Raw genomic sequence first — 20,780 nt, 5'->3', positions numbered from 1 at the left:
GGGCGGTCCGGGTGGCGGGGTGCGCGAGGCGCGGGGGTGCGGGCCGGGTCAGCCGAGGCCGTTGGCCTTCAGCCACTCCTTGGCCACGTCCAGCGGGTCCTTGTGCTGGACCTGCACCTGGGTGTCCAGGTCGAGCAGGGTCTTGGTGTCCAGCTTGGCGGAAACCGCGTTGAGCGCGTCCACACCCTTCTGCGGCACCGCGTTCTTGCGCACGAGGGGCTGGACGTTCTGGAAGCCGAAGAGGTTCTTCGGGTCGCTCAGGACGACGAACTTCTCCTTGGCGATCACCGGGTCGGTGGTGAAGAGGTCCGCGGCCTGCACGAAGTCCTTCTTCAGCGCCGCCTGGGTGAGCGGGCCGCCCGCGTCCAGGGACTTGAAGGACTTGAACTCCAGCCCGTACAGCTCCTTCAGGCCGCTCAGGCCCTGGTGGCGGGTCTGGAACTCCGGGGAGCCGCCGATGACCAGGTCCTTGGCGATGCCCTTGAGGTCGCCGATGGAGGACTTGGCGGTGAGGTTGTACTTCTTCGCGGTGGCCGCGTTGACCGTGACCGAGTCCTTGTCCTCCGCCGGGGAGGGGTTCAGCAGGGTCAGCTTGGAGTCCAGCTTGGCCTCGATGGCCTTGGTGGTCTCGTCGGTCGACTTGGGGGCCGCCTTCTGGTCCAGGTAGGCCAGCAGCGCGCCGTTGTACTCGGGCAGCAGCGTCACGGAGCCGTTCTTCAGCAGACCGTAGGTGGTCTCGCGGCTGCCGATGTTGGGCTGGTACTTGACCTCGACGCCCTTGGCCTTGAGGGCCTCGCCGTAGAGGTCGGCGAGCAGGATGCTCTCGGCGAAGTTGTTGGAGCCGACGACGACGGTGTCCCCGCTCGCCCCGCCTCCGGCCAGCGGGTTGTCGGACTTGCCGTCGGAGGAGCCACAGCCCGCAAGCAGCGTCGTCGCCGCCGCGAGGGCGACCAGCGCCGCCCCTCGGTTCCCCCGGATGGACTTGCTGATGCGGTTGTTGTAAGTCACCTGTTGATCCAAGCCAGTTCGTGATTTGTCAGTCAAGGGAACCGAGGTCACCGATTGGCCTCGATACGCGCGTGTTTGTGTCGGCGGCATGAACGCGCCGGTGAGGCGGTCAGCCACTGCGCCGCACTCCGGGCGACACGGTGAGCTTCGAAAGCGCCCAGAACACCAGCAGGGTCACCAGGGCGAGTCCGGCGACCAGCGTGGCGCCGCCGACGACCTTCTCGTAGTCCTTCTGGTAGAGCCCGTCGATGATGTACCGGCCGAGCCCGCCGAAGTTGACGTACGCGGCGATGGTCGCCGTGGAGACGATCTGGACGGCCGCGGTGCGCAGTCCGCCGAAGATCACCGGGAGCGCGACCGGGAGTTCGACCTGGAACAGGATGCGCGGCTCGGTCATGCCCATCCCGCGCGCCGCGTCCACCGGGGACGGGTCGACGGTCTGGATGGCCTCGTAGGTGGTGACGAGGATCGGCGGTACGGCGAGCACGACGAGCGGCACCATCACGGGCAGCGTGCCGAAGCCGAACCAGATGAACAGCAGCACCAGCAGACCGAAGCTGGGCAGCGCCCGGCCGGCCGTGGCGACCATCGACAGGGCGTTGCCGCCGCGCCTGAGGTGCCCGGCGATCAGGCCCACCGGCAGCGCGATGAGCGCGGCGATGGCGAGGGCCTCCAGGGAGTAACCCACGTGCTCCACCAGGCGCGTGGGGACGCCGTCGTAGCCGTGCCAGCGGGCCGGGTCGGCGAAGAAGGAGTGCGCGAAGTCCAGGACGTTCACCGGGTGGCCCCCTTCTTCGGCATCCACGGGGTCAGCAGGGTGCGGGCGAGCACCAGTGCCGCGTCGACGAGGATCGCCAACAGGGCCGTGGTCACCACGGAGTTCACCGCGAGTTCGGGGCGGTGGTAGAGGTTGGCGTCGTTCAGCATGTTGCCGAGGGCGCCCTGGTTGCCGATGAGCATGCCGACGCTGACCAGCGAGATGCTGGACACGGTGGCGACCCTCAGGCCCGCGATGATGGCGGGCACGGCGATGGGCAACTGCACCTGGAGATACCGCCGTACGGCACCCAGGCCCATCGCCTCGGCGGCGGCCAGGGTCTCCGGGGGCACCGAGCGGACGCCGTCCACGATGGCGGGGACGAGCACGACCAGGCTGTAGACGGCGAGCGGGATCATCACCGTCATCTCGCTCAGTCCGGTGTAGTCGATGAGGATCACGAAGAACGCCAGCGACGGGATCGCGTAGAGCACGGTGGTGACGCCGAGGACCGGCGGGTACAGCCAGCGGAAGCGGGCGCAGAGCTGGGCGATGGGCAGCGACAGCAGGAGCCCGGCGAGCACCGGCAGCAGCGCTTCGCGCAGGTGCAGGCCGATCAGGCCGAAGTAGCTGTGCTGGAGGTCGCTGGGGAGGTCGAAGAAGCCGTTCATCCGGCCGCCGTCACCTCCGGACGGTCCTCGGTGTGCGCGGTGCGGATGGCCTCGCCGATGGTCGCCTGCGAGACCACGCCGACCGCGCGCCCCTCACCGTCGACGGCCACGGCCCAGCCGGTCGGCGACAGCACGGCACCGTCGAGGGCGGTACGCAGCGAGTCCGTGCCCGGCCGGAACGGCCGCCCGTGCGACAGGAGTCGGGCCGGGTCGATGTCACCGGCGGTGAGCGTGCCCGGCTCGCCCCAGCCGAGCGGGCGGCCGTCGGCGTCGGTGACGAGCAGGTACGGGGCGCTGCCGCGCGGGGTGAGCCGGGTGGCGTCTGCGTCGAGGGGGACGACCGGCTCGGTGTCCAGCTCCAGCCCGTCGGACGGGAAGAAGGACAGGCGGCGGATGCCCCGGTCGGCGCCGAGGAAGTCCTCCACGAAGGGATCGGCGGGCGCGGTGAGCAGTTCGGAGGGCGGCGCGAACTGGGCGAGGTGTCCGCCCGTACGCAGCACGGCGACCATGGTGCCCAGCTTCACGGCCTCGTCGATGTCATGGGTGACGAAGACGATGGTCTTGCCCAGCTCGTCCTGGATGCGCAGCAGTTCGTCCTGGAGTCCCTTGCGGACCACCGGGTCGACGGCGGAGAACGGCTCGTCCATGAGCAGGACCGGCGGGTCGGCGGCGAGCGCCCGTGCCACGCCGACGCGCTGCTGCTGACCGCCGGAGAGCTGGTAGGGGTAGCGCTTGGCGAGCGAGCTGTCCAGCCCGACCCGCTCCATCAGTTCGGCCGCGCGCTCGCGGGCCTTGCCCTTGCTCCAGCCGAGGAGGCGGGGCACGGTGATGATGTTGTCGATGATGGTGCGGTGCTGGAAGAGCCCGGCGTTCTGGATGACGTAACCCATGGAACGGCGCAGGGAGTTGACGGGCTGCTGCCGGATGTCGGCGCCGTCGAGGAGGATGCTGCCCTCGCTGGGCTCCACCATCCGGTTGATCATCCGCAGGGTGGTCGTCTTGCCGCAGCCGGAGGGGCCGACGAGGACGGTGATCGCGCGGTCCGGTATGTCCAGCGACAGCCGGTCGACCGCGACCGTGCCGTCCGGGTATCGCTTGGTGACTGAATCTATCCGTATCAAAACGCCGCGCGCCCTTCGGTTGGCAGGAGTGCCAGGAACCGTGCCGGCCGAGTCTAGACGGCACGGGCCACGGCACCCGGAGAGCGCGAAAGGGCGACCGGACCGGGTGCGGGCGCGCGCACCCGTGGTCGTGCCACGGCCGGACGGTCCCATGAATCGGGAGGCTGCTACCCAGTCCCGGCCGTTCCATTCCTACGATCATGTGACGATGCCCACCTCCCGTTTCCGGCAGGTGGGCATCGCGGGGGTGCGGTGTCAGCCCTCTTCGGGCGTGAGGCGCAGCGAGATGCTGTTGATGCAGTACCGCTGGTCGGTGGGCGTCGGGTAGCCCTCGCCCTCGAAGACGTGCCCGAGGTGGGAGCCGCAGTTGGAGCAGCGGACCTCGGTGCGGACCATCCCGTGCGAGCGGTCCTCGATCAGCTCGACCGCGTCGCTGTCCTTCGGGTCGAAGAACGACGGCCAGCCGCAGTGCGAGGCGAACTTGGTGCCGGAGGTGAACAGGTCGGCACCGCAGGCCCGGCAGGAGTAGACACCCTCGGTCTTGGTGTCCGTGTACTCACCGGTGAAGGCCGGTTCGGTGCCCGCCTGACGGAGCACCGTGTACTCGGCGGGGCTCAGCTCCGCCCGCCACTGCTCGTCCGGCTTCTCGACGTCGTACGCCATGAGGATCAGCCCCTTCTACTTCTGCGACAGGCGGTCCAGGATCAGCGGGCCCAGGTCGGTGACGTCGCCCGCGCCCATGGTGAGAACGAGATCACCGGGCTTGGCCATTCCCGCGACGACCTCGGGGATGTCCGCCTTGTCGTGCACGGCGGTGACATCGGCACCGGCCGCGCGGGCGGCCTCGATGATCAGCGCGCTGGTGATGCCGGGGATCGGGTCCTCGCGCGCCGGGTAGATGTCGAGCACCACGGAGGCGTCGGCGAGGGTGAGCGCCTGGCCCATCTCCTTGCCCAGCTCCTGGGTGCGGGAGAACAGGTGCGGCTGGAAGACGACGAGGATGCGGCGGTCGTCCCCGGCGGCGCCGCGCATGGCCTCCAGATCGGCGGTCATCTCGGTGGGGTGGTGGGCGTAGGAGTCGATCACCTGCACGCCCGCCTCCTCGCCCTTGAGCTGGAGGCGCCGCTTGACGCCGGTGTACGCGGCGAGGGCGGGGGCCAGCTCGTCGGCGGGGATGCCGAGGGCGGCACCGGCGGCGAGCGCGGCGACGGCGTTGAGCGCGTAGTGGCGGCCGGGCACGGAGACGGCGAAGGTCAGCTCACGGCCGCCCATCAGGACGGTGACCTGGCTCTTCAGCCCCTGCGGCACGATCTTCAGGACCCGTACGTCGGCGTCCTCGGCCTCGCCGTAGGTCACCGTCTGCACCCCGGTCACCCGGCGGGTCAGCTCGCGGGCGCCCTCGTGGTCGGCGGAGATCACCAGGGTGCCGCCGGGCACGATCTTCTGGGCGAACGTCTCGAAGGATTCGTAGATCTCGTCCATCGAGGCGTAGTTGGCGTGGTGGTCCAGCTCGACGTTGAGGACGATGGCGACCTCGGGGGCGTACTTGTGGAAGCTGCGGTCGCTTTCGTCCGCCTCGGCCACGAAGATCTCGCCCGCGCCGTGCAGGGCGTTGGAGCCGGGCGCGTCCAGGTCGCCGCCGATGGCGTACGACGGGCAGGCGCCCAGCTCGGTCAGCGAGACGGCGAGCATCGAGGTGGTGGTGGTCTTGCCGTGCGTACCGGCGACGGCGATCGGCCGCAGGCCCTCCATCAGCGCGGCGAGCGCGTCGGAGCGGTGCACCACGGGGATGCCCAGCTCGGCGGCGCGGGCCAGCTCGGGGTTGTCCTGCCGGATCGCGGAGGAGACGACGACACAGCTGGCGTCGTCGGCGAGGTGGTCGGCCGCGTGCCCGATGTGCACGGTGGCGCCGTGCGCCCGCAGCGCCTCGGCGGTCGCGGACTCCTTGGCGTCACTGCCCGCCACCCGGGCGCCGCGCTGGGCGAGGATCTTCGCGATCCCCGACATCCCGGCGCCCCCGATGCCGATGAAGTGCGGTCGGTCCATGGCGGTAGGAAGGCCGGGTGCCATGCGATGTTCTCCCAGATACGAGCGGGCCAGAGGGTCTACACCCTATGCGTTGCTCCCCCATGAGTTGCTCCCGCGACTCCCGCACCCCCGGCCGGGGTGCGCCGGGCGGGGCCGTGGGGATGGCGCCGCCCGGCTGACGGTGGCGAGGCGGCCGGGGCCGGGCGCGACGCGCGACCCCGGCCGGACCGGGGGCCGGCGTGCGGGCCCCCGGCACAGGTCCGGACGCCGCACGCCGGCCCCCGGCCCGGTACGGCCGCACGAGGTCCCCGCCCGCGTACCCGGTGCCCGATCAGCCGCCGAAGCCCCGCAGGGCTACGCCTTGCTGTGGGAGAACAGCTTCAGTACCGGTACACCCACCTTGTGGCGGGCGCGGGAGGCCCAGTCGCGGTGGAAGAACTCCTCCACGTAGTGCGGGTCGGTCAGCACGATCACCTCGTCGGCGTGCACCTCGGCGACCAGCGCCTTGAGCGCGTCCAGCGGGTGGTTCTCCACGAGCCTGCCCTCGGCTTGGCTCCCGGCGGCGCGCAGCGCCTGGAGGGACACCTCCAGGGCCTTCTCCGCCACGCTCCGGGCGTCCGAACCCTCGGGCGTCTCACCCTCGTGCACGGCCTCGTCCAGTTCGCCGAGCGCGATGTCGTCGATGGCCCGCAGCAGGCGGTCGGCCTGATCGCCGCGTGGCTGGAGCAGCACGTGGAAGAAGACCGGCTCGTCGCCGTGCAAGGTCGTGACGAACTCCACGTCGGCCGACGTCAGGGCTTTCTCGATCATCAGAACGCTTGTGAACACCAGCCGCCTCTTCTCCTTCGAGGGCCCTCATGACCCTCTGTCCCTCCGTTGGCCCGAACAGGCCCTGCGGAAACCATCCTGCCGCGTAACCGCACGGGGAGCCGGGACTAAGTGTGCCCCCCGGAAGCTAAACGGAACGGTAGATTCCGCTGTTTCAGGGACGGCGGTACCGTCCGAACAGAAATCCGTCCTCCTCCAGCAGGGACGCCAGCGCGAACCGGCGTGGCACCGACACACCGGGACCGCCCGCGATGCGCTGCGCGTCGCCCGCCGTGAGCATGGGCGACAGCGTCAGACACAGCTCGTCCAGCACATCGGCGGCGACCAGTTGGCCGAGCAGCCGCGGTCCGCCCTCGGTGAGCTGCCGGGTGTACCCGAGCCCGGTGAGCGCGCGCACGGCGCGTACCGGGTCGACCCGCCGCCCCTCCCCCGCGACGATCACCCGCGCCCCGGCCCGCTCGGCGGCGGCCACCCGGCCGGCGGGCGCGTCCGTACCGGTGAGGACGACCGTCGGGACCAGCGGCGAGGTGTACAGCGGGAGCGAGAAGTCCAGGTCGAGGCTGCCGGAGACGACGGCGACGGCCGGGGCCGGACCCTGCCCGGCGGCCTCCCGGGCCCGCGCGAACTCGGCTCGGGCGCGAGCGGGCCGGTACCCCTCCTGCCGAACCGTTTCCGCACCGACCAGGACGACATCCGCGAGGGCCCGCAGCGTGCCGAAGATCCGCATGTCGGCGGGGCAGGAGATGGGCTGGGAGCGGCCGTCGTGCTGGGCGGCGCCGTCGAGGGTGGAGACCATGTTGGCCCGCAGCCAGGTGCGGGGTCCGCCGTCGTCGGAGGCGGGATAGGCGTAGGCGGCGGCCAGTTCGGCGAGACTCCACTCACCGGTCCCGTCCGGCTCCTCGCCCTCCCGGTCAGGGGCCCGAGCTGCTGTTTCGTCGGTCACAGGGAACAGGCGTCGCATTCGTGCAGTGTGACATGGCGATTAGCATGGGTAACCGTGTCCTCCACCGCAGCCTCCGGCTCCAGTCCGCTGACCGAAGCGGTTCCGCTGTCCCTGTGCGCGCGCGAGCCGCACGTCCCGGCCGACCGTCTGGTCGCCGAGATGGTGCCGCCGCCCCGCTTCGACTCGGTGCGCTTCGCCACCTACATCCCGGACCCGAACCAGCCCAGCCAGACCGACGCCGTGGGCGTGCTGGAGGGCTTCGCGGCGGGACTCGGCGGCGCCCGGCCCGGTGAGGCCAAGCGGGGCCTGTTCGGCTTCGGCCGCGCGAAGGCCAAGGCCCCGACCGGCCCGCGCGGTGTCTACCTGGACGGCGGCTACGGCGTCGGCAAGACCCACCTGCTCGCCTCGCTCTGGCACGCCACCCCGGCCGAGCCCTCCCGCAAGGCGTTCGGCACCTTCGTGGAGCTGACCAACCTGGTGGGCGCCCTCGGCTTCCAGCAGACGGTGCGGACCCTGTCCGGCCACGCCCTGCTGTGCATCGACGAGTTCGAGCTGGACGACCCCGGTGACACCGTCCTCGTCTCCAGCCTGCTCGGCAAGCTGGTCGAGGCGGGCGTGGCGCTGGCCGCCACCTCCAACACGCTGCCCGGCAAGCTGGGCGAGGGCCGGTTCGCGGCGGCCGACTTCCTGCGCGAGATCCAGGGCCTGTCCGCCCACTTCCGCGCCCTGCGCATCGACGGCGAGGACTACCGCCACCGCGGTCTGCCCGAGGCCCCGGCGCCGTACTCCGACGAGCAGGTGACCAAGGCGGCGTACCGCGCGGAGGGTGCTTCGCTGGACGCGTTCCCGCGGCTGCTGGAGCACCTGGCCAAGGTGCACCCGAGCCGGTACGGTGCGCTGACCGACGAGCTGCGCGCGGTGTGCCTCACCGATGTGCGGCCGGTGCCGGACCAGTCGACGGCGCTGCGGCTGGTGGTGCTGGCGGACCGGCTCTACGACCGCGAGGTCCCGGTGCTGGCCTCGGGGCTGCCTTTCGACCAGCTGTTCAGCGAGGAGATGCTGAACGGCGGCTACCGCAAGAAGTACTTCCGCGCGATCTCCCGGCTCACCGCGCTGGCGCGCGACGCGAAGGCCCTGGTGGCGGAGTAACCGACCGGCCACCCTGTTTCTGATATCTCATCGACTTATGCGGGTCAAGTGCTGATTTCAGCCATTTGACCCGCTTTTTTCACGCTTCCTGCGGCATGTAACCCGCCGTTAACCCTGCAAAGCAGCTCGCCGGGTTAACGTGTTTCTTGACCATCCATTGACCAATGTTTGGTGCGTACAAGAGATACGGATTCCGCAGGGGGGTGCGCATGTTCCGAGGCAGGACGCTCGGCGGGGTGCTCGCCCTGTTCGCGGTCGCGCTGCTCTCCCTCCAGCTCTTCGCACCCGCCGGACCCTTCGCCACCGCACATACGCTCGGTGAGGCAGGGGCCAACGACGCGCCGGGGATCGTCCTCGTCGCCCAGTCGGCGGGCGAAGCCGCGGACACCGTCCGCGAACCCCGCCACCCCAAGACACCGCCCGTCGCCACCCATGCCGACCGGCACCGCCAGCGCGGCACCGCGCCCACCCCGGCGCTGGAGCGCCCCCTCATATCCCGGCGCCCGGCCGAGCCCGCGCCGCCCTCGGGTTCCGGCTCCACCGGCGCCCACGTCACGAGATCCTCCGGAGCCCAATCCCCGGCAGTCCTGCAGGTCTTCCGCTGCTGAGGGGCGGGCTCGCTCCCCCCACCACAGCCGTGCACGTCCGACGCGCCATCGAGGCGCGCCAGGAGGAATCCAGACATCATGCAGCCCCTCATCGACTACGCCCGCACGTTCGGCCGGCGCCCCGAGGAGTTCGCCCGCCTCGCCGAGGGCCAGTCACCCCAGGTCCTGTTCATCACCTGCTCCGACTCCCGGGTCGTCCCGGCCCTGATCACGGGCGCCCGCCCCGGCGAGCTGTTCGAGCTGCGCACTGCGGGCAACATCGTCCCGCCCCACGACTCGCAGCACCCCACCAGCGAGGCCGCCACCATCGAGTACGCCGTCGAGGTGCTCGGCGTGCGCGACATCGTCGTCTGCGGTCACTCGCACTGCGGCGCGGTCGGCGCCCTGGTGCGCGGCGACGACCTCACCGCCGTACCCGCCGTGCGCGACTGGCTGGCCGGTGCCCCGCGTCCGGCCGGGGCCGCCGAGGACCCGGAGGTCGCCGAGGGTGTGCAGTGCCACGCCCTGACCCAGCTGCTGCGTCTGCGCTCGTACCCCTGCGTCGAGCGCAAGACGGCGGAGGGCACGCTCGGCCTGCACGCCTGGTACTACGAGGTGCACACCGGGTCCGTGCGGACGCACCGGGCCGGGACCGACACCTTCGAAGCCCTGTGAGCGCGCCGATGACCGGGCGGGGTCTCATATCCCGCGCGCCGCATCTGCGGCAGGACTTCGCTGCCTCCCTCGTCGTCTTCCTGGTCGCGCTCCCGCTGTGCGTGGGCGTGGCCGTCGCCTCCGGGGTCCCGGCCGAACTGGGGCTCGTCACCGGCATCGTGGGCGGTCTGGTCACCGGGGTGATGCGCGGCAGCAGCCTCCAGGTGTCCGGTCCGGCGGCCGGGATGACCGTGCTCGTCTTCGAGGCGGTCAAGGAGTTCGGGCTGCCGGTGCTGGGCGCGATCGTGCTCGCCACCGGCCTGATCCAGGTCGCGATGGGCGCGCTGCGGCTCGGGCGGTACTTCCGGGCCATATCGCTGGCGGTCGTGGAGGGGATGCTGGCCGGAATCGGCCTGGTCCTGGTGGCCGGGCAGCTGTATCCGGCCATGGCGGCCAAGGCTCCGGACGCCGGGCTGGACAAGATGCTCGGTCTGCCGCGCGGTCTCGCGGGCGCGTTCGGGGACGGCCGGGCGCTCGCGTCGCTGGCGCTGTGCGCGGGCACCATCGCCGTCATGGTGCTGTGGAAGCACCTCCCGGCGAAGGTGCGTACGGTGCCCGGACCGCTGGCCGCGGTGGGGCTCGCCACGCTGGCGGCGCTGGTGTTCGGCATGCCGGTGGCGATGGTGGAGGTGCAGGGGCTGCTGGGGTCCGTCCAGCCGCCGCCGCTGAGCGCCTTCGCCGAGTTCGCGGACGTGGCGGTGCTCGGCACGATCGTCGCGTTCACCCTGATCGCGTCGGCCGAGTCGCTGTTCAGCGCGGCGGCCGTGGACCGGCTGCACGACGGGCCGCGCACCGAGTACGACCGTGAGCTGACCGCCCAGGGCGTCGGCAACACGGTGTGCGGGCTGCTCGGCGCGCTGCCGCTGACGGCGGTGATCGTGCGCAGCGCGGCCAATGTGCAGGCGGGCGCGCGGACCAAGGCGTCCCGGGTGATGCACGGTGTCTGGCTGCTGCTGTTCGCGGCGCTGCTGCCGGGCGTCCTCGCCTACATCCCGCTGCCGTCGCTGGCGGGCATCCTGATCTACTCGGGGGCCAAGCTGGTGCCGGTCAAGTCGCTGGCGGGGCTGTGGCGCGAGCAGCGGGGCGAGGCGCTGGTGCTGGCCGTGACGGCGGTGTCCATCGTGGCGGTCGGCATGTTCGAGGGCGTGCTCATCGGGCTGGCGCTGGCGATCGTCAAGACCGCCTGGGAGGCGTCGCACATCAAGGTCACCGTCATAGACAAGGGCGCGGGCCCGGTCGACGCCTACCTCTCGGGCAACGCGACCTTCCTCCGGCTGCCGAAGATACTGGACAGCCTGGAGGCGCTGCCCAAGGACCGTCCGGTCCGGCTGGACCTCTCCGGCCTGCTGCACCTGGACCACGCCTGCCGCACCGCCCTGGAGAACTGGGCCGAGCGGCACAGCGCGGCCGGTACGGAACCGGTGCGGCTGACCACTCCGGTCAAGCGGGACGAGCACGCCGAGACCCCGGCGGGCTGATCCACCACGGCCGCCGACGGGGCCGGGGCGACGGGAGCGATCCCGGGGCCCCGGCCCTGTCCTCATGTACAGGCCATAGCTTCCGCTCGCATACAGGACGTACTGTTGAGTAAGTGAGCAAATCGGACCTCTCGGTGAGGGGGGCGACCATGTTGGAGATCGTGATCACGCTCATAGCGGTGGCCGGTGGGATAGGTCTCGTCCTGCTGGCCTCGGCCATGCGAGTCGTCAAGCAGTACGAACGAGGGGTCCTGTTCCGGCTGGGGCGGATCACGGGCGAACCCCGTTCGCCCGGACTGACGTTGATCCTCCCGTTCGTGGACCGGCTGCACAAGGTGAACATGCAGATCGTCACGATGCCGATCCCGGCGCAGGAGGGGATCACGCGGGACAACGTCACCGTGCGGGTGGACGCGGTGGTCTACTTCCGGGTCGTCGAGCCGACCAGCGCGCTGGTGCGGGTGGAGGACTACAAGTTCGCGGTCTCGCAGATGGCGCAGACCTCGCTCAGGTCGATCATCGGCAAGAGCGACCTCGACGATCTGCTGTCCAACCGGGAGAAGCTCAACGAGGGTCTTGAGCTGATGATCGACAGCCCGGCCGTGGGCTGGGGCGTCCAGATCGACCGGGTGGAGATCAAGGACGTCTCCCTGCCGGACACCATGAAGCGGTCGATGGCCCGCCAGGCCGAGGCCGACCGGGAGCGCCGGGCCCGGATCATCAACGCCGACGCCGAACTCCAGGCGTCCAAGAAGCTGGCCGAGGCCGCGCAGCAGATGTCGGACACCCCGACGGCACTCCAGCTCCGGCTGCTCCAGACCGTGATGGCGGTGTCGGCCGAGAAGAACTCGACCCTGGTCCTGCCGATCCCGGTGGAGCTGCTCCACTTCCTGGAGCGGGGCGCCCGCGACCCGGCACCCGCCGAGCAGACCACGAAGCCGGAGGAACCACCCGCCCCGGTCGAGCCGGTCCCCCTCTCCGGAACCCCGGATCTCGACGCCGTCACCAGGACCCCGGAACTCGGCGCGATACTCGACCAGCCACCGGAGCGCCTCAGCACCACGGACGGCCCACCGGGGCCCCGGTAGAGCGCGTTCCCCTGCGCCCCGAACACTTGTCCGACCGTTCGTGCGATCACTAGGGTCGGCGCGCGGGGATGTTCCGGTGCTTCCGGCAGCGGACGGCGGACGGGGGGCCTGTGGAGAATCGACGCCTGCACGGATGCCTCGGGACGGCGGTGACACTGGCCGTCGCGCCGGCCACCGGTCTGCTGCTCGGCAGGTCGTGGCGCACCTGCGACTCGGGGACGAACGCCTCGGCCGACAACCTCTTCCTGCTGGTGATCTTCATCCCCGGCCTCTGGACGGTCTCCCTGCTGGCCTGGGTCGCGGTGGGCACCCTGCTCGGGAGCCGTCCCCTCCCCCACGCCATCGCCCTCGCGGTGACGCTCCTGGGCCTCGCCTGGTGCGCCGTCTCCGTCTTCCTGGACGGCACCCCCACCCCCTTCTGTCCCGACGGCGTGCCCCCGTGGTGGCCGAGCCTCGTTCCCGTCCCGGGCTTCTGAGAGATCGCTCCGCGAAGACGCCGCGCGGGTGACCGTGCCGCCGCGTCGGTGGGGGGATGAACAGAGAAGCAACTCGGTAGTCCTATTTTCATACGGTGATTGCACTCGCACGCCGTCTCACCGCCGTCTGCGTCCTGGGCGCGGCTCTCGCCGCCTGCGGTACCGCGGACCCCGCCAAACCCGTGCGCCCGGCCCACGCCGAGCCCCATGCCTCCGCCTCCCCGTCCCCGTCGCCGTCCGGTCCGCCCACCATGGCGGCGGGTCCGGGCGGCCTCACCCCCGTGTTCGAGCACGGCCCGCGCGACCGGGGCAAGACCGTCGCGCTGACCTTCGACGCCGACATGACCGCCGACGAGGGGCCCCGCGCCGCCGCCGGTGAGCGCTTCGACAACCCCGGTCTGATCAGCGCCCTGCGCACGCTGAAGGTCCCGGCGACCGTCTTCATGACCGGCCGCTGGGCCGAGGAGTACCCGGACCAGGCCCGCGCCCTCGGGCACGACGCCCAGTTCGAGGTGGCCAACCACTCCTACAGCCACTACTCCTTCACCGGCGACTGCTACGGCCTGCCGACCGTCGCCCCGGACGGCAAGCTGACGGAGGTCCAGCGCACGTACGCCGCCCTGCGCAAGGCGGGCGTGCCGCACCCGATGCCGTACTTCCGGTTCCCCGGCGGCTGTTACGACCGGGACGCGCTGCGCGCCATCAGCGGCGCCGGAGTCACGGCCATCCAGTGGGACGTGATCAGCGGCGACGCCTTCGCCACGGACGCCGACGCGGTCGTGCGGCAGGTGCTGGACGGGGTGAAGCCCGGTTCGGTGGTCGTCATGCACTGCACCCGCAGCGCCGCCCCGACGACCGAGAAGGTCGTCCGCTCGGTGGTGCCGGAGCTGCGCAAGAAGGGCTACCGGTTCGTGAAGGTCTCGGAGCTGATCCGGGAGTCCGGCACCCCGCGCTGACCGGCGCCGGACTGCTCGTAGGGTTGGCCGACGTGACCCATGTGCCAGCCGCCCCCGGCGACAGCCCCTTCCAGACCGAGCCCACCCCGCGCGACGAGGCCCCGCAGTTCGTGCTGCCCCTCGTCGTACGGATCGAGAAGAGCGCGCCGCCCGACCGTACCGACGCGCTGGAGACCGCCGCACGCGCCGTGCTCGTCCTGCTCGGGGACGAGCGGGCGCGCGGCGACGGCGAGTGGGCCGAGGCGGTACGGGACTGGGAGGACGCCCGCATCCGCAAGGTGGTCCGGCGGGCGCGGGGCGCGGAGTGGCGCCGCGCGACGGAACTGCCCGGCATCACGGTACCCGGAACCGCCGCCGAGGTACGGGTCTTCCCGCCGATCCCGCTGGACGGCTGGCCCAAGGAGCTGGCCAAGCTCCAGGTCTCCGGCACCGAACTGGACGACCCCGAGCCCCCGGCCGACCCCGACCGCACCGCCCCCGTGCTCTGGCTGAACCCGGACCTGAAGATGTCGGCAGGCAAGGAGATGGCCCAGGTCGGCCACGGCGCCCAGGTCGCCTGGTGGGCCCTGTCCGACGCGGCCCGCGAAGCCTGGCGTGCCGACGGCTACCCCCTCACCGTCCGCACCGCCACCCCCGCCCACTGGCGCGAACTCACCTCCGGTGGCCTGCCGTTGGTCCGCGACGCGGGCTTCACGGAGATCGCCCCGGGCTCCGCCACGGTGGTCGCGGACCATCCGGCGCTCCGCTGACCGGCGAACCTCAAATATTGCTCTGAACCCCCCGCCCCGGCGGTTCACGGGCCCGCGCCGGGGCCATACCCCCGGCAGACGAAGGAGGGGGACGGGGATGCGGCTCGGGACGGGGATCGGGTGGCGGCCGGAGATCGCGGACGCCGTGGCGGGCATGCCGGGGATCGACTGGGTGGAGGTCGTGGCGGAGAACGTCTGCCCCGGCCATCTCCCGGAGCCGCTGCTGCGGCTGCTGGAGCGCGGGGTTACGGTGATCCCGCACGGTGTCTCCCTCGGCCTCGGCGGCGCGGACCGGCCCGACGAGGGGCGGCTGCGGGCGCTGGCCGAGCGGGTCGAGGCGCTGGGGGCTCCGCTGGTCACCGAGCACATCGCGTTCGTCCGCGCGGGCGGGCCGCTCACCGCGTCGCCGCCGCTGGAGGCGGGCCATCTGCTGCCCGTGCCCCGCACCCGGGACGCCCTCGACGTGCTGTGCGAGAACGTGGCGATCGCGCAGGAGGCGCTGCCGGTGCCGCTGGCGCTGGAGAACATCGCCGCGCTGTTCTCCTGGCCCGGCGAGGAGATGAGCGAGGGCGAGTTCCTGGCCGAGCTGGTCGAGCGGACCGGTGTACGGCTGCTCATCGACGTGGCCAACCTGCACACCAACCACGTCAACCGGGGCGAGGACCCCGCCGAGGCGCTGGACCGGCTCCCGCTGGAGGCGCTGGCCTACGTGCATGTCGCGGGCGGCTTCGAGCGGGACGGCGTCTGGCACGACAGCCACGCGCACCCCGTACCGCGTCCGGTGCTGGACATCCTGACCGACCTGGCGTCCCGCGTCGCACCGCCCGGCGTGCTGCTGGAGCGGGACGAGAACTTCCCCGAACCAGCCGAGTTCGAGAGGGAGTTGACGGCCATCGGGGAGGCGGTACGGAAGGGGGGCGGGGCCGCGCGCATCCTCCGGGAGAAGACTCTCCCCGTCCCGCCGGACGCCTCCGCCGAGGCCCGGCAGCGGGTGGCCGTGGCCCAGACCGCCGTACTGTCGGCGCTGGTGGCGCGGACGCCGTTGCCCGAGGGGTTCGACCGGGGGCGGATGGGCGTCCAGGCGCGGTCGCTCGCGGTGAAGCGGGCGGACGTGGTGGCCAAGGTGGCGCCCGAGCTGCCGGTGATCCTCGGCGCCGGGTACCGGGAGGCGTTCCTCGGCTACGCGCGCACCCGGCCGATGCGCGGCGGATACCGGCAGGACGCGCTGGAGTTCGCCGCCCAGCTCCTCAAGACGGGCCGCCCCACCGACGCGCGGGCCCGCAGGAGGCTGCGGGAGTGGTGGCTCGACCGCGCGGGCCCGGCACCCCGTACCCCTGGCCCGGCCGCCCGGCTGGCCAGGCGGGTGCTGCCGGGGCGGCGCTGATCCCCTTCCCGACCTGCGGGAAAAACGGAACGTCACATATCGGCAACGCTCTGTCCGCATATTGAACAAGCCATGGTTTTTCAGGGGCCGTTGGCATAGAAAAACCTCATGTTCTGGGTCCTCCTCCTGCTTCCGGCCTGGGCCTTCGCCGCCATCGCCTGCACCCGGCTCTGTCTGGCCGCCGTCCGCGCGGCCGTCGCGGACCGCGCGGCGCGGGCGACCGGCCACGACCGCGAACTGACTTTGTACGAGACGGCGTTCCTGTCCGGCGGCCCCTCCCGCGTCGCCGACCTCGCCATGGTGCGGATGGCCCGGCAGCGCCGTCTACTGCTCGCGCACACCGGCTGGGCCACCGTGGTGGACCCGCGCGGGCGTGACGAGATGGAACGTTCCGTCATAGGCGCCATCGGCCCGCGGGGACAGTCCCGGATCGCCCCCGTACGGGCGGCCGCGGCCGGTACGGAGGCCGTGCAGCGGCTCGCCGACCGGCTGATCGGCGCCGGACTCGCGGTCCCCTACGACACGGGCACGACCGTGGCCGCCGGGGTGCGCCAGGTGCGGGCCGCCGCCGTGGCGGTGCTCGCGCTGGGTACGACCGCGCTGCTCATGCCGGTCCCGGTGAACCTGCCGCGCTTCCAGCTCGCCATGTGGTTCGCGCTGCCCCTCGTCCTCACCCTGAGCTGTCTGGCCATCGCCCGTGTCGAGGTGCACCCCTACCCGCGCTGGGCCTCCCCCACCGGGCAGCGCCTCCTCGGGGAGGTGGCCCGGCGTCCGGCCGAAGACGGCGACGAGGGCTCCTTCCTCACCCGGCTCGCGATGCGGGGCGTGCGCGCCCTGAACGAGCCCGAACTGCGGGCCGCGTTCACCCACCGCGATGCGCCGGGGGCGCACCGGGAGCACTGACGCCGACACACGCGTGCCGGTGCTTGCCTTCCCCGAGGCCGCTTCCGAAACATCCCTTCTGTCGCCGCCGGGCCATGGCAGCCGTGCCATCGCCGGAGCGCACCGAAGGGATGCCCGATGAGAGCTGCCGCCCTGTACTCGGCCGCCGGTTCCTTGCTGCTGACCGGCCTCGCCGTGCCACCGGCCCACGGCGCCCACGGCACGGCCGAGCGGCACGGCACCGCCGTCGCCGCCGCCCGGGCGCGCGCGGCGGGCCTCGACTTCGGCGCCTGCCCCGACGAGGCCCCGGCCGCGATGCGCTGCGCCACCGTACGCGTCCCCCTGGACTACGCCCGCCCCGGCGGCAGGCAGATCGAGCTGACGATCAGCCGGATGCCCGCCACCCAGCGCGACCCGGCCAACAGCAAGCGCAAGGTGCCCCGGCAGGGCGCACTGGTCTACAACCCCGGCGGCCCCGGCGCCTCCAGCCTGAACTTCCCGATGATCGGCGTGGTCCCCGAGTGGCGGCGGATCGCGTCCGCCTACGACCTCGTCGGCTACGCCCCGCGCGGGGTGACGCCCTCGGCCCCGCTGTCCTGCGAGAAGCCGGAGGAGTTCTTCAAGGCGCCCTCACTCGCCCCGGTCCACCCCAACGAGGCGTACAAGCGGGAGCGGATCGCGCGGGCGAAGGCGTACGCGCGCGGCTGCGCCGAACGGTCGGGCAGCGGGCTGGAGTTCTACAACTCGCTCAACAACGCCCGTGACCTGGACGTGCTGCGGGCCGCGCTCGGCGAGCCCCGGCTGACCTTCATGGGCGGCTCGTACGGCACCTACGTGGGCGCGCTGTACGCCACCCTCTTCCCCGGCCATGTGCGCCGGATGGTGCTGGACTCGGCGGTGGACCCGGACCCGGCAAAGGTCTGGTACCGCGAGAACCTGGACCAGTCGGCCGCGTTCGAGGACCGCTGGACGGACTTCCGCACCTGGGTGGCCCGCCACCACAGTGTGTACGGCCTCGGCACGACCCCGGCCGCCGTCCAGCGCTCCTACGACACCGCGAGCGACAAGCTCCAGGCGCACCCCGCGGACGGCAAGGTGGGCCCCGGTCAGCTCCAGAACACGTTCCTGATGGCCGGGTACTACGACGACTACTGGCCGAGCCGGGCCGCCGCCCTCGCCGCCTATCTGAAGGGCGACGCCAAGCCCCTGGTCCGGCTGGCCGCGCCGAGCCCGGAGACGGCCGCCGAGGCGGAGAACGGCAGCGCGGTGTACACGGCCGTCGAGTGCAACGACGCGCCGTGGCCGACCGACTTCCGGGTGTGGGACCGCGACAACACCCGCCTCGCCCGCACCGCGCCCTTCGAGACCTGGGACAACGCCTGGATGAACCTGCCCTGCGCCTACTGGTCCGCGCGCCGTCAGGTGCCGCTCGACGTGCGGACCGGCCCCGGTGAGACCCCGCCGGTGCTGATCCTGGCCGCCGAGCGGGACGCGGCCACCCCGTACGACGGGGCGCTGGAGCTGAACCGGCGGCTGGCCGGGTCGACGCTGGTCACCGAGCGGGACGCGGGTACGCACGGCGTCGGCGGCGGCCCCAACAAGTGCGTCAACGCCCACCTGGACGCCTACCTGCTCGAGGGCCGCCTGCCCGGCCGCCGCGCCGCCTGCGCCCCGCGCCCGGAACCGCGCCCGGAGCCGCGCCCCATCGAGCCGGCCGGACGCGGCACCCTGGAGCGGGACGCGCTGAAGGGCAAGAGCGCCTAGGCGAGCCCCGCCACCAGCTCGGCCACCGACTTGCGGCGGCCGGTGTAGAACGGCACTTCCTCGCGGACGTGCATGCGGGCCTCGGAGGCGCGCAGGTGACGCATGAGGTCGACGATGCGGTACAGCTCGTCGGCCTCGAAGGCGAGCAGCCACTCGTAGTCGCCCAGCGAGAAGGAGGCGACGGTGTTGGCGCGCACGTCCGGGAAGCCACGCGCCATCTTGCCGTGGTCGGCGAGCATGCGGCGGCGGTCCTCGTCGGCCAGCAGGTACCACTCGTAGGAGCGCACGAAGGGGTAGACGCTCACGTAGTCGCGGGGCGTCTCGTCGGCGAGGAACGCCGGGATGTGCGAGCGGTTGAACTCGGCGGGGCGGTGCAGCGCCATGTTCGACCACACGGGCTCGAGCGCGCGGCCCAGCTTGGTGCGGCGGAAGAGGTTGTACGCCTCCTGGAGCTGGTCGGCGGTCTCGGCGTGCCACCAGATCATCAGGTCGGCGTCGGCGCGCAGGCCGGACACGTCGTAGGTGCCACGGATCTTGACGTCCTTCGCGGCGAGCTGGTCGAACAGCTCCTGGACCTCGTCGGCGTAGCCCGCGCGGTCCTCCGGCAGCACGTCCTTCAGCTTGAAGACGGACCACAGGGTGTAGCGGATGACCTCGTTGAGGTCCTTGGCCAGCTTGCCCTTGTTGGGGATGCGGCCGGGCTCGGTGGTGGGGGCGTCGTCACTCATGCCCCCTATTCTCCCGCTCCGCCGTGCAGGCTCTGCACCGGGTTGGCCGTCAGCTCGCGCACCCCGGCGAGGTCACCACCCAACTGGTCGACGGCCGCGTACGCGCCGGCGATGCAGGCCGGGATGCCCACGCCGTCGTACTGCGCGCCGCACACCGCGAGGCCGGGGAGCCCCGCGATGTGCTCGCGAACGCGGGCCACGCGCGCGTGGTGGCCGACCGGGTACTGGGGCAGGCCGTCGGTCCAGCGGGTGACGCGGGTGGCGACGGGCTCGGCGTCCAGGCCGGTCGCGGCGCGCAGGTCGTCCCGGGCGACCTGGACGAGGTCGGTGTCGTCGCGCTGGAGGATCTCGGTCTCGTGGTGGCGGCCGACCGAGGTGCGCACCACCAGGAGGTCCGGGTCCTCGGCGCCGACCCAGCCCCACTTCTGGGAGGCGAAGGTGGCGGCCTTGATGGTGCGGCCGTCCACCGGCGGCACCAGGAACCCGCTGCCCTCGGGCAGGGCCGCGGCGGCGCGGCGGTAGGCGAGGGTGATCAGGGCCATGGAGGCGTACTCGACGGCGGCCAGCTCGGCGGCGGCCGCCGGGGCCTCGGCGCGCAGCAGCGCGGACGCGGCCGGGGCGGGTACGGCGACCACGACCGCGTCCGCGTGCAGCGTGCGGTCCCCTGCCGTGACGCGCCAGCCGGTGCCGTCTCGGCGCAGCTCGGTCACCGGGGTGCGGGTGAGGATCTCGCCGCCGCGCGCCCGTACCGCGTCGGCGACGGCGAGCGGGAGGGTGCCGACGCCGCCCTCGATGCCGAGGAAGACCGGGCCGGTCTGTCCCGCCTGGGCGGCCTTGGCCTGGAGGGACTGGACGGCTGCGGTGAGGGTGTCGTGGGCGCGGGCGGCCTGGTAGAGCTGGGGGACGGCCGAGCGCAGCGAGAGCCGGTAGGCGTCGCCCGCGTACACACCGCCGAGCAGGGGTTCCACCAGCCGGTCGACGACCTCGCGGCCCATCCGGGCGGCGACGTACTCGCCCACGGCCACGTCGTCACCGACCTCGGCGGGCGGCAGTTCGGCGTCCTGCTCGATCCGGGCCAGGCCCTCGGCGGTGAGTAGCCCGGAGAGGGCTTCGGCGGTGCCGGGTACGCCCATCACATGGCCCTTGGGCATGGGGCGCAGGGCGTCGCGGGTCCAGATCGACGCGGTCGCGGTGGCGGGCGGCTGCAGGCGGTCGCCGAGGCCCACCTCGCGGGCGAGGCCCACGGCCTCGGGGCGGCGGGCGAGCATCGACTCGGCACCGAGGTCGACCCTCAGGCCCGCGATCTCGCCGGGCAGCAGCTTGCCGCCGACCCGATCGGTGGCCTCCAGCACCGTCACGCGCGCGCCGCGCGCGAGCGCCCGGTGGGCGGCGGCCAGTCCGGCGACACCGGCTCCGATGACGACGACATGGCCCTTGCTCGCTGCGCTCATGCCCCCCACTCTCTCAGA

21 protein-coding genes are annotated in these 20,780 nt (G+C 72.3%); 11 read left to right on the top strand and 10 right to left on the bottom strand.

The features are described 5' to 3' along the window. Positions 1-48: 48 nt before the first annotated feature. The 8 genes from ACIPPM_RS01610 to ACIPPM_RS01575 all read right to left on the bottom strand — a co-directional run bounded on the left by ACIPPM_RS01610 (position 49) and on the right by ACIPPM_RS01575 (position 7,374). A complete protein-coding gene (locus ACIPPM_RS01610; RefSeq protein ID WP_401441908.1) occupies positions 49-1,008 on the bottom strand; it encodes an ABC transporter substrate-binding protein in 960 nt (319 codons plus the stop codon). A 109-nt stretch (positions 1,009-1,117) separates the two neighbouring features. Next, entirely contained in the window at positions 1,118-1,786 is a 669-nt protein-coding gene (locus ACIPPM_RS01605; RefSeq protein WP_401441907.1) for an ABC transporter permease, read from the bottom strand. After that, a complete protein-coding gene (locus ACIPPM_RS01600) occupies positions 1,783-2,436 on the bottom strand; it encodes an ABC transporter permease (RefSeq protein WP_401441906.1) in 654 nt (217 codons plus the stop codon). Before ACIPPM_RS01600 ends, ACIPPM_RS01605 begins: the two co-directional genes overlap by 4 nt. Next, positions 2,433-3,557: an ABC transporter ATP-binding protein gene (locus tag ACIPPM_RS01595; RefSeq protein ID WP_401441905.1), complete on the bottom strand. Its 1,125-nt coding sequence runs from the start codon at positions 3,555-3,557 to the stop codon at positions 2,433-2,435. Before ACIPPM_RS01595 ends, ACIPPM_RS01600 begins: the two co-directional genes overlap by 4 nt. A 255-nt stretch (positions 3,558-3,812) precedes the next feature. Further along, the gene (msrB, locus tag ACIPPM_RS01590) at positions 3,813-4,220 is read right to left on the bottom strand and encodes a peptide-methionine (R)-S-oxide reductase MsrB (RefSeq protein ID WP_401441904.1); all 408 of its coding nucleotides are present in this window, start codon (positions 4,218-4,220) and stop codon (positions 3,813-3,815) included. A 15-nt stretch (positions 4,221-4,235) separates the two neighbouring features. Beyond that, positions 4,236-5,627, bottom strand: a complete 1,392-nt coding sequence (gene murC, locus ACIPPM_RS01585) for a UDP-N-acetylmuramate--L-alanine ligase (protein WP_401441903.1) — start codon at positions 5,625-5,627, stop codon at positions 4,236-4,238. A gap of 312 nt (positions 5,628-5,939) precedes the next feature. Further along, positions 5,940-6,395, bottom strand: coding sequence for an indole-3-glycerol phosphate synthase (locus tag ACIPPM_RS01580; protein ID WP_401441902.1), 456 nt, complete (start codon positions 6,393-6,395; stop codon positions 5,940-5,942). Between the two features lie 172 nt (positions 6,396-6,567). Then, complete coding sequence (locus tag ACIPPM_RS01575) at positions 6,568-7,374, bottom strand: pyrimidine reductase family protein (protein ID WP_401441901.1); 807 nt, start codon at positions 7,372-7,374, stop codon at positions 6,568-6,570. A gap of 36 nt (positions 7,375-7,410) precedes the next feature. Between ACIPPM_RS01575 and zapE the strand changes: the two genes are divergently transcribed. From zapE to ACIPPM_RS01520, 11 genes are all read left to right on the top strand, one after another. Next, positions 7,411-8,505: a cell division protein ZapE gene (zapE, locus tag ACIPPM_RS01570; protein ID WP_401441900.1), complete on the top strand. Its 1,095-nt coding sequence runs from the start codon at positions 7,411-7,413 to the stop codon at positions 8,503-8,505. A 209-nt stretch (positions 8,506-8,714) separates the two neighbouring features. Beyond that, the gene (locus ACIPPM_RS01565; protein WP_401441899.1) at positions 8,715-9,113 is read left to right on the top strand and encodes a hypothetical protein; all 399 of its coding nucleotides are present in this window, start codon (positions 8,715-8,717) and stop codon (positions 9,111-9,113) included. Between the two features lie 78 nt (positions 9,114-9,191). Then, positions 9,192-9,767, top strand: coding sequence for a carbonic anhydrase (locus ACIPPM_RS01560; protein ID WP_401441898.1), 576 nt, complete (start codon positions 9,192-9,194; stop codon positions 9,765-9,767). An 8-nt stretch (positions 9,768-9,775) separates the two neighbouring features. Continuing rightward, positions 9,776-11,284 carry a SulP family inorganic anion transporter gene (locus ACIPPM_RS01555; RefSeq protein WP_401441897.1) on the top strand — a complete coding sequence of 503 codons (1,509 nt, stop codon included), beginning with the start codon at positions 9,776-9,778 and terminating at the stop codon, positions 11,282-11,284. Between the two features lie 149 nt (positions 11,285-11,433). Then, complete coding sequence (locus ACIPPM_RS01550) at positions 11,434-12,372, top strand: slipin family protein (protein ID WP_401441896.1); 939 nt, start codon at positions 11,434-11,436, stop codon at positions 12,370-12,372. 149 nt (positions 12,373-12,521) lie between these two features. After that, positions 12,522-12,848: a hypothetical protein gene (locus tag ACIPPM_RS01545; protein ID WP_401441895.1), complete on the top strand. Its 327-nt coding sequence runs from the start codon at positions 12,522-12,524 to the stop codon at positions 12,846-12,848. A gap of 95 nt (positions 12,849-12,943) precedes the next feature. After that, the gene (locus ACIPPM_RS01540; protein ID WP_401441894.1) at positions 12,944-13,804 is read left to right on the top strand and encodes a polysaccharide deacetylase family protein; all 861 of its coding nucleotides are present in this window, start codon (positions 12,944-12,946) and stop codon (positions 13,802-13,804) included. Between the two features lie 32 nt (positions 13,805-13,836). Then, on the top strand, positions 13,837-14,553 hold the full coding sequence (locus ACIPPM_RS01535) for a peptidyl-tRNA hydrolase (RefSeq protein ID WP_401441893.1): 717 nt from the start codon (positions 13,837-13,839) through the stop codon (positions 14,551-14,553). 97 nt (positions 14,554-14,650) lie between these two features. Continuing rightward, positions 14,651-15,937: a DUF692 domain-containing protein gene (locus ACIPPM_RS01530; protein ID WP_401441892.1), complete on the top strand. Its 1,287-nt coding sequence runs from the start codon at positions 14,651-14,653 to the stop codon at positions 15,935-15,937. A gap of 108 nt (positions 15,938-16,045) precedes the next feature. Next, positions 16,046-16,840: a TIGR04222 domain-containing membrane protein gene (locus ACIPPM_RS01525; RefSeq protein ID WP_401441891.1), complete on the top strand. Its 795-nt coding sequence runs from the start codon at positions 16,046-16,048 to the stop codon at positions 16,838-16,840. 117 nt (positions 16,841-16,957) lie between these two features. After that, complete coding sequence (locus ACIPPM_RS01520; protein ID WP_401441890.1) at positions 16,958-18,583, top strand: alpha/beta hydrolase; 1,626 nt, start codon at positions 16,958-16,960, stop codon at positions 18,581-18,583. Here the strand turns inward: ACIPPM_RS01520 and hemQ are convergent. Continuing rightward, on the bottom strand, positions 18,580-19,311 hold the full coding sequence (hemQ, locus tag ACIPPM_RS01515) for a hydrogen peroxide-dependent heme synthase (protein WP_401441889.1): 732 nt from the start codon (positions 19,309-19,311) through the stop codon (positions 18,580-18,582). The two genes, ACIPPM_RS01520 and hemQ, sit on opposite strands and share 4 nt — an antisense overlap. Before the next feature lie 5 nt (positions 19,312-19,316). Beyond that, positions 19,317-20,762: a protoporphyrinogen oxidase gene (gene hemG / locus ACIPPM_RS01510; RefSeq protein ID WP_401441888.1), complete on the bottom strand. Its 1,446-nt coding sequence runs from the start codon at positions 20,760-20,762 to the stop codon at positions 19,317-19,319. Positions 20,763-20,780 lie beyond the last annotated feature (18 nt).

The sequence above is a fragment of the Streptomyces sp. NPDC090119 genome (assembly GCF_044747085.1).
Taxonomy (GTDB): domain Bacteria; phylum Actinomycetota; class Actinomycetes; order Streptomycetales; family Streptomycetaceae; genus Streptomyces.
Note: the sequence above shows the minus strand (reverse complement) of the source record. Positions and strands in the feature narration are given on the sequence as shown.

Excerpts from the sequence above, each read along its gene's own strand:
- ACIPPM_RS01520 (WP_401441890.1), top strand. The coding sequence starts at position 16,958 with ATGAGAGCTGCCGCCCTGTACTCGGCCGCCGGTTCCTTGCTGCTGACC.
- ACIPPM_RS01600 (WP_401441906.1), bottom strand. The coding sequence starts at position 2,436 with ATGAACGGCTTCTTCGACCTCCCCAGCGACCTCCAGCACAGCTACTTC.
- ACIPPM_RS01550 (WP_401441896.1), top strand. The coding sequence starts at position 11,434 with ATGTTGGAGATCGTGATCACGCTCATAGCGGTGGCCGGTGGGATAGGT.
- ACIPPM_RS01555 (WP_401441897.1), top strand. The coding sequence starts at position 9,776 with ATGACCGGGCGGGGTCTCATATCCCGCGCGCCGCATCTGCGGCAGGAC.
- hemQ (WP_401441889.1), bottom strand. The coding sequence starts at position 19,311 with ATGAGTGACGACGCCCCCACCACCGAGCCCGGCCGCATCCCCAACAAG.
- ACIPPM_RS01525 (WP_401441891.1), top strand. The coding sequence starts at position 16,046 with ATGTTCTGGGTCCTCCTCCTGCTTCCGGCCTGGGCCTTCGCCGCCATC.
- msrB (WP_401441904.1), bottom strand. The coding sequence starts at position 4,220 with ATGGCGTACGACGTCGAGAAGCCGGACGAGCAGTGGCGGGCGGAGCTG.
- ACIPPM_RS01565 (WP_401441899.1), top strand. The coding sequence starts at position 8,715 with ATGTTCCGAGGCAGGACGCTCGGCGGGGTGCTCGCCCTGTTCGCGGTC.
- hemG (WP_401441888.1), bottom strand. The coding sequence starts at position 20,762 with ATGAGCGCAGCGAGCAAGGGCCATGTCGTCGTCATCGGAGCCGGTGTC.
- ACIPPM_RS01580 (WP_401441902.1), bottom strand. The coding sequence starts at position 6,395 with ATGATCGAGAAAGCCCTGACGTCGGCCGACGTGGAGTTCGTCACGACC.
- murC (WP_401441903.1), bottom strand. The coding sequence starts at position 5,627 with ATGGCACCCGGCCTTCCTACCGCCATGGACCGACCGCACTTCATCGGC.
- ACIPPM_RS01530 (WP_401441892.1), top strand. The coding sequence starts at position 14,651 with ATGCGGCTCGGGACGGGGATCGGGTGGCGGCCGGAGATCGCGGACGCC.
- ACIPPM_RS01560 (WP_401441898.1), top strand. The coding sequence starts at position 9,192 with ATGCAGCCCCTCATCGACTACGCCCGCACGTTCGGCCGGCGCCCCGAG.
- ACIPPM_RS01575 (WP_401441901.1), bottom strand. The coding sequence starts at position 7,374 with ATGCGACGCCTGTTCCCTGTGACCGACGAAACAGCAGCTCGGGCCCCT.